The following is an 18,701-nucleotide window of genomic DNA, read 5'->3' as shown; positions in this document are numbered from 1 at the left end:
GAAAACGATCCAACAGCACCCTTGGCTACATGTCACCGATGCGCTTCGAACAGGAGTACTACAGACACGTTGCCTGAGTTAGGGGGGTCTACTTTCTTGACAGAAGAGCAAGAGTTCCCTTATTAAGTCTTTTCACCGCAAAAACGAACATTATCTGGACGATAAGGCTGTAAAATTCCCTTATTGAGCCATCCAAAACAATAATAAAGAGAATAAGGGAGCGGAGTTCCCTTATATGGAAACTCCGACCCCTTATGTCTTCGGCTCTCTATCCCTCTAACGAGATAAGATTTGCCAACCATGTAAATCATCAGTCGCCGCAACCGCGCAACAGGGCGCAACTGCCAACCGCCGCAAGCTTACTTAGTTAGCTTCTCCATCTCCTCAACCAATCCCTTGAACACGCTCATCGCTTGATGGATCGGTTCTGGTGAGGACATGTCGACACCAGCGCGTTTCAGAATCTCGATCGAGAAGTCGCTTCCACCGCTCTTCAGGAAGCCAAGATAACGGTCTACTGCCGGCTGACCTTCGTCCAGAATTTGCTTCGCGAAGCTGGTCGCAGCCGAGAAGCCTGTCGCATATTTGAACACATAGAAGCTGTTATAGAAGTGAGGAATACGCGCCCATTCCATCTCGATATCCTGATCCACAACCATCGAATCGCCATGATACTGTTTGTTCAGATCATAGTATATTTTACTGAGGTCTTGATGGGTGAGCGATTCGCCAGCTTCCGCCTTTTCGTGAATGATCTTTTCGAACTCCGCGAACATCGTCTGACGGAATACAGTAGTCCGGAACTGATCTGCATAATAAGTCAGCAGGTACATTTTTTCCTTCGGATCCGTCGACTTCTTGAGCATATAGTCCATCAGCAAGGCTTCGTTCAACGTAGAGGCAACTTCAGCCAGGAAGATGGTGTATTGGGCATCGCGGTAATTCTGCGTATTATCGGACAAGTAGGAATGAATCGCGTGTCCCATCTCATGAGTCAGAGTGAACATGCTGTTCAAGTTGTCTTTGTGATTCAGAAGCACATATGGATGCGTTCCATAAGCTCCCCAGCTGTAGGCGCCACTTCTTTTGCCTTCATTCTCATACACATCGATCCAGCTGTTCTCGAAGCCTTCTTTAAGAATGGCCTGATATTGTTCACCTAATGGCTTAACGCTCTCCATAACGGTTTTCTCTGCTTGCTCATAAGGAATCTCCATCTTATATTCTTCTACCAATGGAGCGAACAAATCGTACATATGCAGCTCATCAACCTTCAGCAGCTTTTTGCGAACCTCGATATACCGATGAAGGAGGGGGAGACTCTCGTGAATGGCTGCGATCAAGTTCGTATATACGCTAACCGGAATGTTATCCCCGTATAAGGTGGACTCGAGAGCAGACGGATATTTTCTTGTTTTAGCATAAAAAATATTTTTGGTCACATTCGAGCTGAGTGTAGCTGCCAACGTGTTTTTTTGCTTGCCATAAGTTGAATATACAGCCTTGAATGCAGATTCCCGAACCTCGCGATTTTGACTTTCCAGGAACTGGATGTAACGACCGTGAGTGAGTTCGACTTCTTCGCCTTTGTCATTCTTGATCTTCGGGAATTTCATATCCGCATTGTTGATCATTCCGAAAATGGTCCCTGGCGCTTGTGAGAGGTTGCCCACTTGTGCGAGCAGAGCTTCTTCAGATTTGGACAATATATGAGGCTTCTGGCGCAGCATATCTTCAAGCGTCTTTTTGTACTCGGCGAGCTCCGGACTGGCAATAAAACGTTGGAGCTGCTCTTCAGGCAGAGCAAGTATTTCCGGGGTAATAAAAGAGAGCGCTTCGCCTACATCGACACTTAATTTCTTCGATTTCTCCGATAATGCCTGATAAGTAGATTCCGCCATATCTTCATGATGCTTCATATTGGCGTATACATATAGTCTTTCAGTATGTAAAGAGATCTCGTCTTCTAGCGCAAAACATTGCTTGACCGCTTTCTCGTCATTCAGCTTTCCTTGGAATTGCTCGATTTGCTTCAATAATTTTTTGACTTCCTCGTATTCTGCATCCCATTTCTTTTGATCGCCGAACAAATCTTCAATCTTCCAACGGTGCTCTACGGGAACCTCGGAACGTTTGATTACTTGATTCATGGGTAACCTCCTAGTGGATGTTTTAGGTTGTTCTTGAGACGTCATGTCGTACACGGCAGGCATGGACGACACGGATCGAGCGGATGGAATTACACACGCAAGCAAACAGACAGTTATGGTCAAAGGGAATATTCTCATGAGCGTTGGAAGCTCCTTTTTCCCACTAGTATGACCTCACTTGCTCCACTTTATGAAAGGGTTGGCATATCTTACTCTTGCTCCCGTCCGCCATATCTTAAAAAGCAGTGATTAGACTATAGAAGATTAGAAAAAAAGAACAGCTGACTAGCACGATCGCAACGATGGCCATAAAACGTTTCAGTTGAGGCGGGATCGTATCTTTTTTCATGATTAGAATGATCGCTAGAGAAAAAGATACGATCGTGAACAAGACGATCGAACCAGCGTCCACCATTTGAGTTAACACCTCTGCAATCATAGTCAGAGCTTACGGAAACAGGGTTATGATCAGTTATCCGCTAGATCCACTAACACCACTTCTCCGTCAAGACCTTGAATTCCTGCTAAAGGAGCTAGTATTCACCCGCAGTTCTAGCTTATTTACCTAAAGTCAGGTTATAGAACCGTTTGATTATAGAAATCAATTCTCGTATGATACTGATAATCATTATCATATACAAGGGATGTGAAAATCCGTATCCTATATAGGAGATGTTAATTTGGAAGTTATTTATATTCGTTTTATCACTTGACGGACTTAGGCTGCATCCTTACTATGAATCTGTAATTAGATTACGAACGCTTATGGTTGTTAGAGGAGGTACTCTGTAGTGCTTAAACGCTTTTTTTCGTATTATGTTCCGCATACCAGGCTGTTCGTGCTGGATTTTAGCTGTGCGATTCTGGCTGCTTTGCTCGAACTGGCTTTTCCGATGTCTGTGCAATGGATGATTGATTCGCTGCTCCCAACAGGCAAGTGGTCAACTATAGCCGCTGCAGGAGTGGGACTGTTAGCCTTATATATGATCAGTATGGGATTGCAATTCGTGGTCAACTATTGGGGGCACAAGCTAGGGATCAATATCGAGACGGATATGCGCAAACAATTGTTCAGTCATGTTCAGAAGCTGTCTTTTCGTTTCTTCGACAATACGAAGACCGGTCATGTGATGTCACGGATTACGAATGATTTGTTCGAGATCGGGGAAGTGGCCCATCATGGGCCGGAAGATTTGTTTATTGCATTAATGACTTTTGTTGCTGCTTTTGGAATCATGCTGACGGTCAATTGGGAGCTCGCGGTTATTACATTCACAGTTGTTCCAGTCTTAGTTTGGCTTATTGTGTTCTTTAATAAAAAGCTGAATCGTGCGGCTACAACAATGTTCGCTAGTATTGCCGATGTTAACGCCAGGGTAGAGGACAGTGTCTCAGGAATCCGTGTTGTGAAGTCATTCGGTAATGAATCGTTCGAGGAAGCCAAATTCGGAGAAAATAATGCCAAATTCCGGTTAGCTAAGCTGCGCTCCTATTTAGTCATCTCGTTCAGCGCGTCCGGTATGTATATGCTGACTCGTCTTATTTCCTTAATCGTGCTTATTTGCGGAGCATGGTACACGTATCAAGGGAAGCTGTCTTACGGGGAGTTGGTTGCTTTTCTGCTGTATGTGAATATTTTTCTTAAGCCAATCGACAAAATCAATGCGCTAATGGAAAGCTATCCAAAGGGTATGGCGGGTTTCAAACGTTTCTGTGAGCTGTTAGATACGGAGCCTGATGTAAAAGATGAACCAGATGCGGTTGATGTGAAGAAGCTGCGCGGGAATATCGAGTTCAATCAAGTGACATTCGGCTACGAGAATCATTCGAAGGTGTTAAGGAGCATTGATCTCAGCATAAGAGAAGGGGAGACAGTTGCGTTCGTTGGTCCATCCGGTGCTGGTAAATCCACTCTTTGCAGTCTCATTCCCCGGTTCTATGAGGTAGATGAAGGGACAATATTAATTGATGGCATCGAAATTCGCAAGATGTCACAGCGTTCATTGCGCGCGCATATCGGGATTGTGCAGCAGGACGTGTTCCTGTTCAATGGAACGATGCGCGAGAATATTGCCTATGGACGCTTGGGCGCAAGCGATAAAGAAATAGCAGAGGCAGCCCATCGAGCTCATCTTGGTGCGCTAATAGACTCGTTGCCAGAGGGATTGGATACGCTGATCGGAGAACGCGGCTTCAAGTTATCCGGCGGTCAGCGTCAACGACTCGCGATCGCTCGCATGTTCTTGAAGAATCCGCCGATCCTCATTCTGGATGAAGCCACTTCGGCGCTCGATACGGAGACAGAAGCGGTCATCCAGCAGGCGCTTGAGGAGCTGGCAGTTAATCGCACCACTCTGATTATCGCACACAGGCTTGCCACGATCCGTCATGCGGATCGCATCGTAGTCGTCACCGAAGATGGTGTAGAGGAGCAAGGGACGCATGCGGAGCTGCTTGAGCTAAAGGGGACGTACGCGCGGCTGCACAATGCACAATTCTCCAAGCTGATGGTGAATGTATAGGGGTACGTGACTTTAACGACCATCAACAGCCCTCAGGCCTCACATAAAAACAACCCGGTCCACATTTTCAGTGGCCCGGGTCTTTTGTATATAACTTACCTAAAAATTTGCTTGATGCTCCCCATGCTGCCTTCAAGCAACAAGTCAGGAGTGACTCCAACGTCCGGCATTTTCATCTCGATCCGTACTGGTTTTGTAAACAACATCGCTTTCCCATCCAGATGTTGCTCTACACGCCCAGCAAAATCTTCTTTCATCTTCGCTGCTTGTTCTTCGGTCAGTTTCCCGTCTTTCACGGCTTGGTCGATATTCGCAGTGAATTGCTTCGTTTGAAATTCAATCAGCTGGTCCTTAGTAATGCCTTTGGATTCGGCGATTTCCAGAAGCGACTTGCCGCTCTTGATTTCAGTAAAGTACGTTTCCTCATCCAGGCCAAGGAAGGCAAGCAAATCTTTGTTGTCTCCAGCAATCCTAATGGCCTTGTGAGCGAACGCTTGACCAGGTATGGCTTCCATAAACGGCCCTTTAGTTGGACCAGGAGACGTAAACAACATCATATTCCCATCCAGACGTTGATCAACATGCCCCGCAAAATCTTCTTTCATCTTCGCGGCTTGCTCTTCCGTCAATTTCCCGTCTTTCACGGCTTGGTCGATATTCGCAGTGAATTGCTTCGTTTGAAATTCAATCAGTTGCTCCTTCGTAATGCCTTTGGATTCGGCGATTTCCAGAAGCGACTTGCCGCTCTTGATTTCAGTAAAGAACGTTTCCTCATCCATGCCAAGGAAGGCAAGCAATTCTTTGTTGTCTCCAGCAATCCTAATGACCTTGTGAGCGATCTCTTGCCCAGGTAGGGCTTCCATAAACGGCTCTTTAGCTGGCGCAGAAGAGGTAAACAACATCGCTTTCCCATCCAAACGTTGCTCTATATGCCCTGCAAAATCCTCTTTCATCTTCGCGGCTTGCTCTTCGGTCAGTTTCCCGTCTTTCACGGCTTGGTCGATATTAGCCGTGAATTGCTTGGTTTGAAATTCAATCAGCTGCTCTTTGGTAATGCCTTTGGATTCGGCGATTTCCAGAAGCGACTTGCCGCTCTTGATTTCAGTAAAGAACGTTTCCTCATTCATGCCAAGGAAGGTAAGCAATTCTTTGTTGTCTCCAGCAATCCTAATGGCCTTGCTGTGTGAAGGTGCAGCAGACACGAAAGGTACATTTCCTTTTCTAAAGAAATCCACATCTTCGATCTTCTGACCTCTATGGACTAACACATTGCTGCTGGAAAACACGACTCCTTCCTTCAGTAATCCTTCATTGTTTACCTCTGCTGCATTCGCTCCCATAGGAATAGCAGCCGCCAATACCGCCGTCATGCCAAGCGCCATCAAGCTTTTTGACTTTTTATTCATACTCGCTCCAACCTTTCTTTTATGTAGATTTGCATTTCAGCGGATGCCCCGCCTACAATCATTATGAACGTATAATCTTAAGTTACTTTTTGAGCAACCTTAAAACTTTCTTTGAAATCCGTATAGCGGCAAAATGACCGTCATAGCGGTCCCATGTCCTAGCGTGCTAGCGGCTTGTATGGTTCCCCCGTGTTTTTCCGAGATCCACTTTGCGATAGAAAGACCAAGCCCTGTTCCTCCCTCCGAGCGGTTACGTGCTTCAGTACCTCTATAGAATCGGTCGAAAATATAGGGTAGATCTTTGGGAGATATGCCGCTCCCGTTATCTTTCACTTGGATTCGAATAGCGGAGCCGGTTCTATCGCACGTTATCCGGATGGTGCCTCCTTCGGGAGTATGCTTGACCGCATTATCCATTAGAATCACAGCGAGCTGTTTCAAACGTTCCTCATCCCCTGTGAATTCGATAGGGGTCTGCAAATCAGATTCCAAATGGATCAACTTCAATTCGCAGAGAGGTCGAAATGACTCGACGGATTCAGCAAGCTGTTCATTCAACAGCAAGGGCACACGGTGCAATTCCAATTGATTAGAGTCTGAGCGAGCCAAAGTGAGCAGCTGAGAAACAAGCTTGGAGGACCGCTTAATCTCTCTCAAGATAGGAGCAATAATATGGCTTTCCTGCTCGATCGTATGATCAGGATGCCGCAGCAACAATTCTGCGTTTGTGCCCATTACCGATAGAGGCGTCCTCAGCTCGTGAGAGGCATCCGCTACAAATTGCTGTTGGCGCTCCCATGCCTTTCTAATAGGGACAAGAGCGTGTCCAGCCATATAATTCCCCGCGAGAATGACTAGAATGCAGCCAATACCGCCCGCAATGGCGAGAATAATAAGCAAGCTGTTCAGCATGTTCATTTCGGAATCGACATTGATAATGGCATAAACGGCAGGCATACTGACTATTAAAGGGTTGGAATAATTAAGAAGGGTACCCACTTGGTTGGCTGTTGCTCTTATCCGATAGTTATGGCCATTAACACGTACTGTACTTAGCTTTCGGCCTTCTGATTTATCGATCACAGACTGGAGCGTACCGGGTTCGAAATTCATGGCGGGCTTTGTGGTGACTGAACGTCCTTTAATGTCATTAATCGCAATGAAAATCCGCGGATCCATTACAACAGGCTTAACTGCGCTTATACTAACCTGTGGCACAACGCTTTGGGAAAGTTCAGTACCTATGCTATTGATCGAACTCATTACGAATTGTTGATCTTGGCCTGCCAGCGCCTCATCCACTTTGGAGAATAGATGATTCTCGACAAACCAATATATTGCTGCACCAAGCGCAGCCAAAATAAGAAGAAAGAGCGCAGCATAGTTTATGGCTAACTGCCTCTTGGTTTTTTGAAACATCCGATTATTTCCTCCTCAGCATGAAACCGATTCCTCGGACCGTCTGGATCCAGCCTTCGCAGCCTGCAGCCGCAAGTTTTTTGCGAACATAATGGACGTATAAATCAACCAGGTTTAACCCCGAATCTGAATCCAGCCCCCATACGCGGTCAAACAGCTGCTCTCTCGTAATGATTTGTTCTTTATTGCGGATCAAGTATTGGAGCAGTTCATATTCTTTGGTTGTCAAATGCAGCAGGCGGTCATGGAATAACCCGTCTCCTTGTTTCGGCTCAATTCTTAGACCTTCATATTTCAATTCGCCTTCCGGCCCGGTATTAGGGTTCCTTCGCAGCAAGGCTCTAACCCGCGCAAGCAGTTCAGGTACGGCAAAAGGTTTGACTAAATAATCGTCAGCCCCAGTGTTAAGGCCCCGCACCTTGTCCTCTACGCTGTCCTTGGCGGTTAGGAGCAGTGCCGGAGTATCGATTGAGTTTCTGCGTAGCGTTTGAAGCAATTGAAGACCGTTCAGTTCAGGAAGCATGATGTCCAGCACTAACAAGTCGTAAATTCCCGTCTCAGCGAAATATAGCCCCTCGTCTCCCGCAGTAGCCTCATCCACTTCATATCCTTCCTCGCGAAATAACTGAGTTATTGCCGTAAGCAAGGAAAGCTCGTCTTCCACGACTAACACTTTCATGTTTGGGTATCTCCTTCGAATCGTTCATAAGGGTGGCGCCTCTATTATAGCCATGCAACCTTAAACTTCTCTTAGAGAAAAGGGGGATAAACTTAATAACAAATAAATTTTTCTCTCATACAAACCACACTCAGAATATTTCATTAGAAAAGGGCAGTGCCCGCGTATGAACTGCTACGCGAAGCACTGCCCTTTCTTGTCTCGTGCAAACTAAACTTCTTTGAATTTCGCAAGAATATCCAGACGCTCTTCCTCCGTACCTGTGTAACGCTCGGGGCTAAATCGCTGTTGAGCCCAATGCATGAGCGCGGGGCGGCTGAGGAACTCATGATTGTCTTCGCCCCATTGCTCGGAAATCTCTCTTACCACGATCCGAGTACCATGAACCTCAACATTAATCATGTTCCATTTATCTTGTTTGAACACTTGCACTTTTTTGATCGATGCCATTTATTACGCTCCATTTCTGCTGAAAATAACCGGTATTTTCAGTTGACGCGAGGCGTTTCTCGAAGGTTATTTTCTGTATATTCAAATTGCATCATAACGCATTTGGACATGGAAATCAATGCAGCCGCTAACTTAACCGATCATACTTGCGTAGCAAATCCTCGGGCGCTTCACGCAGCAAGCGGACTCTTTCTTCTTGGTCTGTTAAGCCCATGTTTCGTATTACAAAACTGTTTTTAATATTACAAAACATTTATAAAATTGCTATACTAGAGTCAATAAGGGAAGGAGCTGGATCCATTGACTTTAAAAGTAGGTATTGTCGGGGTTAGAGGTTTAAGCGCACTGATGGGTTTTCGTTCGATTCCTGATGTTGAGGTATCAGCATTATGTGATCTGGATCAGGACATACTGCAGGCGCAAGCTCAGAAGTACAATATTCCTAATACTTATCGCATATATGAAGACATGCTAGCTTCAGATTTGGACGCGGTTGTTATAGCTACACCCATGCAGCTTCACTTTCAGCAGACTATTGCGGCATTACAAGCAGGCAAGCATGTCCTGTGTGAAGTAACAGCCGGAGTAACGATGGACGAACTCTGGTGGCTTAAGGAAGCCGTAGAACAGAGTAACTCGGTGTATATGATGGCGGAGAATTGTTGTTATATTCCTGAGAATCAGATCATAACGAATATGGTCCAGCAAGGGTTATTTGGGGAAGTTTACTTCGGGGAGGGTGAGTATGTTCATGATATTAAATCATTAGCAATTGGGGACAGACGCAACCCGGAAAAGGCCTCTAACACTAAAACCTGGAGAAATTATTGGCAGCTGGGCAAAAGGGGAGCCTTTTATCCAACACACAGTATCGGACCTGTTATGAAATGGTTCAAAGGGGATCGAATCAAGGCCATATCATGTATGGGGACTGGCTGGCATACGGCACCCCAGTTCCGGCAAGAGGATACGAGCATTACATTGTGTCAGATGGAGAGCGGCAAACTGATCAAGCTCCGGGTTGACTGTATCTCGAATCGGCCGATTAATGCGGCTTATTATACGTTGCAAGGCACCGAAGGCTGTTATGAAGCGCCGAGAGGCCTGGGGGATACGCACAAAATATGGCTGAAATCGATGGGCGACAAGGCAGACCAAGCCAAGTGGAGACCGCTCTCAGACTTCAATGCGTATTTGCCGGAGCGTTACAAGAAGGTGAGTGAAGAGCAGCAGTCAGCCGAGCATTGGGGATCGGATTTCTACATTGTGCATGACTTCGTTCAAGCGATTCGCGAAGGTACTCCGGTTGCGGTTGATGTATACGAAGCTTGCGAATGGACGGCCATTGGACTATTATCCGAGCTATCCATTATGAATGGCGGGAGAGTAATAGACATGCCTGATTTTCGAACAGTGAATTCCTTTAAGGATCAAATCATTAAGTTATGAAAAAATAGATTGAAAATGTTACAGACACCCCTTATAATCATCCTAATCTTGAATGTAGAGATGAGAAGAGTCGAGAAGAGTCGAGGAGAGCTGAGAGAGATGAGTAAGAATGAGCGAAACACGGAGATTTATGCACAAATTGGGGTAGCCATGACATGCCGCTCCTATGAAGAGTATTTGCTGATGTTCAACCTAGACCAGGAGCTGTTAAGCAGGGGACCGATTCTGGACGTAGCAGCAGGAGCCTCATCCTTTACCGCAGGAGCAGCAGCTAGAGGATATAGGGCTGTAGCTGCAGATCCATTGTATGCCATGTCACCGGAACAAATCCGGGAAAAAGGGCTGCGGGAGATTGAGGAATCGACTATGAAGCTTGCCTCGCTGAAACATAAACTCGACTGGAATTATTACGGTTCAATAGATCGTCATAAAGCTGGACGTGAAGCTGCTCTTGAACAGTTCTCGCAACATTTTGCACGGCAACATACGATTGGTTCGAATGAAGAAGTAAAGTCCGAGTCTGATTCTAAGCATACCTACGTACCAGCATTTTTGCCGAAGCTGCCTTTTGCGAATGCTTCATTCTCGCTAGTGTTATGCAGCCACTTCCTGTTCTTATATGAAGAACAATTCGATGAGGCATTCCATGAAGCTGCTTTATTGGAGCTGCTGCGTGTATGCAAACCAGAGGGAGAAGTAAGAGTATATCCATTGCTCTCCTTAAGATGGGAGCCATACCCTTATTTGGATCAGCTGATGCAAAGAATAAGGGAACACGGAGTGGAATGTCGATTGGTAGAGTCTCATCTGCCGTTTATTCCGGGTTCAACCCATCTATTAGCGCTGCGCCCTTTGACCACTCCCTAGTATAGTGGTAAACTAGACTATGCCAATTTACTAATCGGGGAGCGTTACCAATGCCGAAGTTCAAAAATTTTGCAGGCAAGAAGAGCAAGCTGGACCAAGCCAAGAACAATATGTTCGTTAAGCTGGCTAGAGAGATTTATATGGAAGCCCGCAAAGGCGGAGCGAATATCGAAGGAAACTTCAAGCTGAAGACCGCGATAGCGAATGCCCGTCAGATTAACATGCCTAACGATAATATCGAACGGGCGATTAAGAAGGCAACTGGCGGCAGTGAGGGTGTAGAGTACGAGGAAATCATCTATGAGGGTTACGGTCCAGGCGGCGTTGCCATAATGGTCAAATGTCTGACCGATAACCGCAACCGGACGGCTGCTGACGTACGATCGATCTTCAACAAGCGTGGCGGAAATATGGGCGAATCAGGTTGTGTTGCTTATATGTTCGACGAAAAAGGCGTTCTTGTACTGGAACGTGACGAAGATACAGAGTACGACGAAGATAACCTGATGATGCAAGCATTGGAGTCAGGCGCTGAAGATCTGATTGTGAACGAAGACAGCTTCGAGTTCATCACCCATCCGCATGAGTTCGAGACGGTGAAGACGAATCTGGAGCATGAAGGGTTTACCTTCAACAGCGCAGGGATTCGTTGGGTGCCTCAGAACTATGTAAGTGCTGAGGGCGAGAACGCCGAGAAGCTTATGAAGATGATGGACGGGTTCGACGAGAATGACGACGTTCAAGATGTCTACGCGAACTTCGAGATCGATGATGAGGAAATGAACAAATTAGGATAAGCCGTGGTGAATGAGACACTTCACCGTATTTAGCAAGGCACAATTTGAAGAATCCAATTGCAAAAGCGCAATTAATTCCTGCAAATTATGGTAAAATACGATATTGAATTGTATCTGAGTGCAGTTTAATTTCTGTTTTTGGCTCATTTTGACCAAATTCAGAAATTTGAACTGCATTTTTGCATCCCAGAACCACGGAATTTCTTTAGCGGATTAAAGTAGATGTCGATGATTTATACACAGATAGGCTATTTCCGTGAGTTTTCGCGTGTAGATGTACAAAATTTCGACATCTAAGGCCCGTTTCGACGAGTTTTGAGCCTGTAGGGGTGCAATTTGAAGAGTTTGAGGGTTTAGATGTATAATTCTTCGACATCTAGATCCGTAAACGGCCTATTTTCCGGGTTAGATGTCGAATTCGTCTACATCTACCATACATGAATCTGATCTAAGAGGCTCCTCATCCAAAGTCGAACAGGAAGGGCAGGGAGGTGGAGCGGAGAAACGAAGTAGTTGCCTTTGTTTTTGGGTTCCTACCTCTAAACATCATAATAAAGGGAACCCTAGCACAACAGCAATCGTAGCCCGCCTTTCTGCCCTTCCACGCGCACAACTGAACTCAATGGCCAAGGACCGCTAGAGTGATCTTCTCTAGCGGTTTTTCTTATTTTTAACCTAAGGACAAACAGGAATAATATTAGAATATTGCTGATTCGTGCTGGACATAATTTTTATGATAACAGGAAGGGAGGTAAACCGTATGTCGCGTACAACCGCAACCAATAAAGGGAAGAAAGAGCAGCCTGGAAACAATCAAGATTCCGAAGTAGCTGGATCAAACGGCAAGTCTAACAAGAAATAACAGAGAGGCTATCCGACAAGGTGTTAATAAACCTTGCTGGATAGCCTCTTTCTTCCCCATACTACTATTCAATAATCGTCAAAATCTCATCCACTTCTTTGCGAGGAAGTCTTCCTGGACGCTCTAAAGGGTAACCAAGCGAGATCACCATATTTATCTGACGATTGGACTCGATACCCAAATAATCACGAAGACGATCGGCAGCAAGCAGAACGGGGCCTGTCATCGGACAGGTTGCTAAACCGCGCGCATGCGCCGCCAACATGAGATTCTGTGAGGCCAGGCAGCTGCTCTTAATCCCTTCTTCTTCCCATACAGAGTCCGGAACCAGGTTGATTGGATCAAAGATGCGTTCACGGAACTTGGATGTATAAGGTGTTGCCAAGCAGAAAATAAGGACAGGAGCATCGGAGAAGGCGGTGGCATAAGGACCGAATGATTTCGTTAACAGACGTGCTTCCTTGTTTAGTCCTTTCTCTTCAGCGATTGCAGCGCGTTTGTGCAGCTCTTCCCAGGTAATCGCCTCGATCTCCTTAATCTTATCCTTGTTCAGGATCGCAATGAATTCCCAAGTCTGAGAGTTTGTATCGCTAGGCGCATATCGAGCGCAATCGATTAATTCGCGAATGTCTTCAGCGCTAACGGCCTGCTCTGTATATTTTCTTACACTTCTTCGATCGAGAACAATATGTTTGAAATCTTCATAATTCATTAACCGTTCCGCCTTTGTGAATAAGATGGAGAATAGAAACTGCCGCAACTTCTAACAATTATGACCAGGTCCTAAATCTCATTTCTCCATTATAGCGGAATCGGGCCGTCGTGTCATCTAAGGACAACAGAATCTAATAATTCATACTATTTAGTAAGTAACTTCAAACAAAAAACTTATTGACACCAAAAGGCTATCAAAGTAAGATTTATTTGGCTAAAATTCAAACAGCTAACATGAAGATGCGACCAAACATCTATGAAAAACGTAATAGGGAATAGTGGGGAGAAGATAATGAATCACAACTGTACGAAAGCACTCATTCGGATTCATGATAGCCATCGAGTTTATATACCGGAAGTAAGGCAAGTTACCCCTATAAGCGGAAAACAGAATGATCGTATATGGGAAGATGCAGCCCAATTAAGTCCATTTATGAACTTTTTCAATTATAAAACCGCTTATCCGAAAACCCAGGTCATGCTTGCCTACGATCAAAGCCATCTGTTTATTGGAATTAAAGCATACTTTGATTCCGAAGCTATGGCCATTGCAGCTTGTGAAAGCATAGAGGTCGTATTGAATCCTGAACAATCGCGACCTCAATACTACCGGGTTAAGATCTTGTTTCCTGGTTCGTCCAAGGATGTTCATACGGATATTGGGGTGGAGTGTATTGAGCTCGAGCACATTAACCCGTACATTGCGGAATGTGATGGGTATTGGTTTATTGAGCTTGCCATTCCGTTTCTGAGCTTGAATGTTAAGCGCATTCAGTCAGGGGATGTATGGAGGATGAACATACTTCGCCATGCAATCGGTTATCGACCTGCGAATTCTTGGGTGCCGATTCGCCATTCCTATTTCATAGACAAAGGAGCTTCCTACTTTCTTAAAACTGTCGTTACTGAAGAAGGGCGCTTGGGAACGATTATCTTCGGCGCCGATGCGAACGTCAGTAGTCTCCAAATCTGTGAAATGACTTATGTCGGTTTCAACTCGAAGGAGATTACCCTTCACGCCAAGGGTGTTGACGTACTAGGATCGGTGGTACAGCTAGAATGGAAAACGCCTACAGGTAAAGTACATCGCATCGCCCCGTTTACTATTACCGGTAGAGAAAATTCTTATTCGATTGCGTTTGATCATCCAGAGCCGTTGGAAAATGGTCTTTACCAACTCGATGTAACGATGCTTGGGGAACGAGGCGAGGTAATCGGATCAACCTCACTTTGCTTTGACCGAATGGATTTAATGGAGGCGGGTTATGGAACATTACTGCCTGAAACTCTATGGACTAGTATGGTCGAGGCATCAGCAATACAGGATGAGCCAGTTTCTATCGAATCGGCTCCAGCTTCAGATGAAGTGCACCGACTAATAGAACTGATACCCGATAAAATGGGGATTACGTTCGCAGGACTGCCTGACCGACCAGAACTTTGGCCATACATGCTATATGATTGGCAGGCGGAGAATCCGAACGAATTAACAAGTGGGAAATCATCGCTTATTTATCCCAATCAAGATTATCCGGAAAATCGAGAATTTCTTGTAAAAAACTCAGAAGGAGAAACAGTCCGATACCCTTATTATGAAAATGAGAATGGACAAAAGTTTTTCCTAACTGCTCATATTTGGTCTAGAAGGCGCGACTATGTACTAGAGCAAACCGACAGGCTTGCATCGGTTGACCCCTTAGGGGCGGCCAGACTTCTATACAGGTTTGCGCAAATGTATAAAGGATATGTCCCCGTTTATGATTACCCATGGCTTTTCTATCCAATTGAAAAGGAAGCAGGCCCGCCATACCCTTATTGGGGTGGGCTATGGAACAGATGGTTCTATATGGACCTCTATCAGCTGCGGTATTTATTCAGCGCATATGGTCAAATCAATCGAACGAATGCTTTTCAGCTTCTTAGCAAGGAGAAGGGCGAAGATGTCCGATCCCTGGTTGTCGATCAAATGTTTCTGCCTTCCGTAAGCTTTATTAAAACATATCCAATTATGAATACGAATATGGATTTCGCGAATTGGATCGGCCTCGCCGCTCTGGGAAAAGCTTTGAATGATCCGAAGTATATTCACGAAATTGTAGAAAATATGAAGGTTTTTTGCATGAATCAGTTTCTTTTTGACGGCTTTTGGAAAGAGGTTACCCTTTCCTATCACCGTCAAATTATGGAAGGATTAAAGAAGGTTACTGATGCGCTATTAGGTTGGAATGATCCGGAAGGATATGTTTCGCCGATCACAGGTGGAACGATCGATTGTCTGGATATGGAGAAAGATCTTCCGATTCTTAGGAAAGCGCAACGTCTGCTTGACGATTTGGCTTATCCGAACGGCAGCGCATTTCCCATTATGGACACGTGGGCATATGACAAAACAGATCATCCGAATCTCAATACGGGTTCGTTCCTGCTGCCTGCGGCGGGGATAGGCAAGATGACGAGAGGTACAGATCACAATCAAATGCAGGTTTATCTTACCTTTGTACCGAAATATGGCCATAACCATCTGGATCCCCTAAATCTAGTTTTGTTTGCGCATGGACAGGAGCTATTACCTGATTTAGGGTATACCCATACTAAATACCGTCATTCGTTAGTTTCAACAATTGGACACAACACAGTCGTCGTGGACAGTCAAGATATGGACATCGAACAGGGCAAACACGGCGGGAATATAACAGTATTTGCACCCGTTAGCCCTTTCTTGCAAGTGATGCGCGCAGGCCAAGAGAACGCATACCAAGTGGCGGAGCTATATGACAGGGAACTTTGGACGATCGGGTTCTCAGGCGAAAATGCTAGTGAAAGTTATGTGCTTGACATCTTTCGCATCCACGGAGGGAATCGACATGAATATACGTTGCACGGCGATGCGAATCACGAATCAAGCTTTCAGACCGATGCGCCATTGCTTCCATTCGGTCCGACTCTGCTCCCCAAGGGTGTAGAATTTATAGAACCTGCTGTGGAAACGGATCAAGGATTTGCTGGGGAGCATTATGCCCCGTATATGTATGTTAAACAAGTGAAGAGAGCCGTGATCGAAGATCGAACATACGAGCTGACTTTGGTTACCAAGGATGGAAGCGCGGATGGAGCTCAATTGCGTATCATGGGAAATGCAGGGGACGGCCTCAACGAACTTTTTATCGGTCATTCGCCTTCCCTCAAAGGGACCAGGATGTACAAGCAGGATACGAACGATATGGCAGAACAATATTTTGCGCCACAGATGATCGTCAGGAGGGATGGAGAGCAGCTTCAGAGCGCTTTTGTCACTTTAATAGAACCGATTGGCGCCGGACGAGAATCCAACATTCAAAGTTTGGAAATATTCCGTTTCTCCGGATCACATAATGGCGATGTTGCAGTAGTCGTCAAGCATGGTAAAATAAAGGATATCATTCTCAGCACGGTTATGCCTGATGGAGGGCAAATCATACTCGGCGACATTTGTTTGCAAGGGAAAATGGGCTTCATCCGCATGGAGGGAGAAGTAGTCCAACAGATGATGCTTCTGGGAGGTTCGCTAATTAAGAAAGGAAATCTCATTCTCCAAGGGACAGGCACTCTGAAAGGAACAGTCTGCGCGGTGCTTCGTCGAATGGGCGGGAACACCTGCAATGCGTTTATTGTTGATGTTCCTGTGCCTGTGCGTTTAATAGGGAGCCACATGATCGTAAGCCATCCAGACGGCAAAACGCATGGTTACCAAATCAAGGATATCCATACAGAACAAAGAGGAACTGTTTTGGATTTGGCAGATATGGATCCAGGATTCACTATTCATGACGACGGGACTTCGGAAATGAACTATTTTCCACACACCAAGTGGTGCGAGAAACATTACTTTTATATCGATTCAATCGATTTGTATGAGAAGTAGAGTAGAACTATCTTATGACACAGCAGCCAGCTAACTGCAGAAAGGGGGAAGAGGCCGATGAACGATTTCTTTTCTGGTAATTCTTCGTTAATGCGTGATATGAACCGTGCCAATATTCTTGATTTGATAAGAAGAAAAGGACCCATTTCACAAGCTGATATGGCCAAAATATTGGGGTTGCAGCCTTCGACAGTTCTTAGACTAGTCAAGGAGCTTGATGTCGAGTCGCTTATCCATCAGACCGGGATAGGGGAGGCCAGCCGGAAGGGTGGAAGGAAGGCCGGCCTGTGGGAGTTATACCCGGAGGGAGCATATGCAATCGGGGTTGATCTTGGAGCTTATGAGATTATTACGGTTCTTGTGAATTTGAACGGCGAGATCGTTTACAGAGTTGTCAAGGAGTGCCCCTTTAAGGAATCTTCCGAGATGATCATGGGAGCGGTCAAGGAAACGATCGAACAGATCATAGGTAACAATCCACAGGTTGGTAAAAAAATCAGAGGTATAGGGATAGGTCTTCCGGGTAGAGTGGACAGCGATAATGGGATTTCCTACTACGCTTTAGATTTCTCCAATTGGCACGATGTTCCCGTAAGACAAATCCTGGAAGATCATTTTGCGCTGCCTGTTTATGTCCAAGGAGATATGCAGGTTATGGCATTAGGAGAACAGTGGTATGGAGCAGGACAAAACGCCTCACATTTGTTATGTGTTGGCCTGTTAAAGGGGATTGGACTGGGAGTAGTTATTAATGGAGCTATTTACAGGGGGAAGCTGCAGTCAGTAGGTGACATTGGACATATCATTGTAGATCCGAACGGAACGTTATGTGCATGTGGGAGGCATGGCTGTCTGACTACGATCGCCGGAGAGACTGCCGTGATGAAATGGCTGCAGGAGTACATCAGCAGGAACGGTGTCGCTTCCTTCAATGGAATCATTGGCTCTATTGAGGAGTTGGACCGGGCCAAAGTGTTTGAGGCTCTCCAAGCTGGCGTACCTGTCGTTGAGAATCGGATACGAGAAAGCTGCAGGTTGATCGGACGGGTGCTCTGCGATTTGGTGCGTATTCTTGATCCTGAGAAAATCATCATCGGAGGGGCTATACTCAGAGCGTTCCCTCAATATCTGGAGTACGTAAGAGCCGCCTATGTCGAGGAACAACCGACTTTTGCGGTAGAATATCCCGATATCCTTCCTTCATTGCTAGAAGAGAATAGCGTAGCTCTAGGCGCGTCGGTATTGGTGTCGTCCCAGTATTTCAGGGCGTTTGAATCCGGCAGAGGCATGCCTTCAGATACTCCAGAATAAGCAATATGATTCGTTGAACATTAGGGTCTAAGCTGTAGGGAGTGTCCCCTGCCGGATTAGGCCCTGATTGTTATGCCCTCAAACTCTCCTCCCTGTAGTCCGCCGACTCACACCATTTATCTATTTCCACGCCAGGATTAGGTTGACAAAATATAGCGGCTCAAATAAAGTTGT

13 protein-coding genes are annotated in these 18,701 nt (G+C 45.7%); 6 read left to right on the top strand and 7 right to left on the bottom strand.

Translation table 11 applies throughout. The features are described 5' to 3' along the window. Positions 1 to 359 precede the first annotated feature (359 nt). Together pepF and AC58QD_RS27030 are read right to left on the bottom strand one after the other, a co-directional pair. The gene (gene pepF, locus AC58QD_RS27035; RefSeq protein ID WP_497338147.1) at positions 360 to 2,150 is read right to left on the bottom strand and encodes an oligoendopeptidase F; all 1,791 of its coding nucleotides are present in this window, start codon (positions 2,148 to 2,150) and stop codon (positions 360 to 362) included. Positions 2,151 to 2,385: 235 nt separating this feature from the next. Next, positions 2,386 to 2,565 carry a hypothetical protein gene (locus AC58QD_RS27030; protein WP_497338146.1) on the bottom strand — a complete coding sequence of 60 codons (180 nt, stop codon included), beginning with the start codon at positions 2,563 to 2,565 and terminating at the stop codon, positions 2,386 to 2,388. A gap of 376 nt (positions 2,566 to 2,941) precedes the next feature. Between AC58QD_RS27030 and AC58QD_RS27025 the strand changes: the two genes are divergently transcribed. After that, positions 2,942 to 4,672, top strand: a complete 1,731-nt coding sequence (locus AC58QD_RS27025) for an ABC transporter ATP-binding protein (protein ID WP_497338145.1) — start codon at positions 2,942 to 2,944, stop codon at positions 4,670 to 4,672. A gap of 95 nt (positions 4,673 to 4,767) precedes the next feature. Here the strand turns inward: AC58QD_RS27025 and AC58QD_RS27020 are convergent, their stop codons facing one another. The 4 genes from AC58QD_RS27020 to AC58QD_RS27005 form a co-directional block, all read right to left on the bottom strand. Next, positions 4,768 to 6,078, bottom strand: coding sequence for a hypothetical protein (locus tag AC58QD_RS27020; RefSeq protein ID WP_497338144.1), 1,311 nt, complete (start codon positions 6,076 to 6,078; stop codon positions 4,768 to 4,770). Positions 6,079 to 6,177: 99 nt separating this feature from the next. Beyond that, positions 6,178 to 7,497 (bottom strand): sensor histidine kinase, encoded by a 1,320-nt coding sequence (locus tag AC58QD_RS27015; protein ID WP_497338143.1) that lies wholly within the window; start codon positions 7,495 to 7,497, stop codon positions 6,178 to 6,180. A gap of 4 nt (positions 7,498 to 7,501) precedes the next feature. Further along, positions 7,502 to 8,176, bottom strand: a complete 675-nt coding sequence (locus AC58QD_RS27010) for a response regulator transcription factor (RefSeq protein WP_497338142.1) — start codon at positions 8,174 to 8,176, stop codon at positions 7,502 to 7,504. A gap of 210 nt (positions 8,177 to 8,386) precedes the next feature. Then, positions 8,387 to 8,626: a hypothetical protein gene (locus AC58QD_RS27005; protein ID WP_497338141.1), complete on the bottom strand. Its 240-nt coding sequence runs from the start codon at positions 8,624 to 8,626 to the stop codon at positions 8,387 to 8,389. A 300-nt stretch (positions 8,627 to 8,926) separates the two neighbouring features. On the opposite strand from AC58QD_RS27005, the gene AC58QD_RS27000 reads away from it, so the two are divergent. From AC58QD_RS27000 to AC58QD_RS26990, 3 genes are all read left to right on the top strand, one after another. Continuing rightward, entirely contained in the window at positions 8,927 to 10,075 is a 1,149-nt protein-coding gene (locus AC58QD_RS27000) for a Gfo/Idh/MocA family protein (protein WP_497338140.1), read from the top strand. A gap of 99 nt (positions 10,076 to 10,174) precedes the next feature. Further along, positions 10,175 to 10,942 (top strand): methyltransferase domain-containing protein, encoded by a 768-nt coding sequence (locus AC58QD_RS26995; RefSeq protein WP_497338139.1) that lies wholly within the window; start codon positions 10,175 to 10,177, stop codon positions 10,940 to 10,942. Positions 10,943 to 10,992: 50 nt separating this feature from the next. After that, positions 10,993 to 11,739, top strand: a complete 747-nt coding sequence (locus AC58QD_RS26990) for a YebC/PmpR family DNA-binding transcriptional regulator (RefSeq protein ID WP_497338138.1) — start codon at positions 10,993 to 10,995, stop codon at positions 11,737 to 11,739. Between the two features lie 926 nt (positions 11,740 to 12,665). Here AC58QD_RS26990 and AC58QD_RS26985 read toward each other — a convergent pair. Then, on the bottom strand, positions 12,666 to 13,313 hold the full coding sequence (locus tag AC58QD_RS26985; RefSeq protein ID WP_497338137.1) for a nitroreductase family protein: 648 nt from the start codon (positions 13,311 to 13,313) through the stop codon (positions 12,666 to 12,668). Positions 13,314 to 13,607: 294 nt separating this feature from the next. On the opposite strand from AC58QD_RS26985, the gene AC58QD_RS26980 reads away from it, so the two are divergent. Next, complete coding sequence (locus AC58QD_RS26980; RefSeq protein ID WP_497338136.1) at positions 13,608 to 17,216, top strand: heparinase II/III domain-containing protein; 3,609 nt, start codon at positions 13,608 to 13,610, stop codon at positions 17,214 to 17,216. A 57-nt stretch (positions 17,217 to 17,273) separates the two neighbouring features. Next, positions 17,274 to 18,527, top strand: a complete 1,254-nt coding sequence (locus AC58QD_RS26975) for an ROK family transcriptional regulator (RefSeq protein WP_497338135.1) — start codon at positions 17,274 to 17,276, stop codon at positions 18,525 to 18,527. The last annotated feature ends 174 nt before the right edge of the window (positions 18,528 to 18,701 follow it).

The organism is Paenibacillus sp. J2R1T-4, assembly GCF_059692235.1.
This window is presented reverse-complemented; position numbering and strand designations above follow the sequence as displayed.

Coding starts and splice junctions, on each gene's coding strand:
- pepF (WP_497338147.1), bottom strand. CDS start 2,150: ATGAATCAAGTAATCAAACGTTCCGAGGTTCCCGTAGAGCACCGTTGG.
- AC58QD_RS27030 (WP_497338146.1), bottom strand. CDS start 2,565: ATGGTGGACGCTGGTTCGATCGTCTTGTTCACGATCGTATCTTTTTCT.
- AC58QD_RS27020 (WP_497338144.1), bottom strand. CDS start 6,078: ATGAATAAAAAGTCAAAAAGCTTGATGGCGCTTGGCATGACGGCGGTA.
- AC58QD_RS27015 (WP_497338143.1), bottom strand. CDS start 7,497: ATGTTTCAAAAAACCAAGAGGCAGTTAGCCATAAACTATGCTGCGCTC.
- AC58QD_RS27010 (WP_497338142.1), bottom strand. CDS start 8,176: ATGAAAGTGTTAGTCGTGGAAGACGAGCTTTCCTTGCTTACGGCAATA.
- AC58QD_RS27005 (WP_497338141.1), bottom strand. CDS start 8,626: ATGGCATCGATCAAAAAAGTGCAAGTGTTCAAACAAGATAAATGGAAC.
- AC58QD_RS26995 (WP_497338139.1), top strand. CDS start 10,175: ATGAGTAAGAATGAGCGAAACACGGAGATTTATGCACAAATTGGGGTA.
- AC58QD_RS26990 (WP_497338138.1), top strand. CDS start 10,993: ATGCCGAAGTTCAAAAATTTTGCAGGCAAGAAGAGCAAGCTGGACCAA.
- AC58QD_RS26985 (WP_497338137.1), bottom strand. CDS start 13,313: ATGAATTATGAAGATTTCAAACATATTGTTCTCGATCGAAGAAGTGTA.
- AC58QD_RS26980 (WP_497338136.1), top strand. CDS start 13,608: ATGAATCACAACTGTACGAAAGCACTCATTCGGATTCATGATAGCCAT.
- AC58QD_RS26975 (WP_497338135.1), top strand. CDS start 17,274: ATGAACGATTTCTTTTCTGGTAATTCTTCGTTAATGCGTGATATGAAC.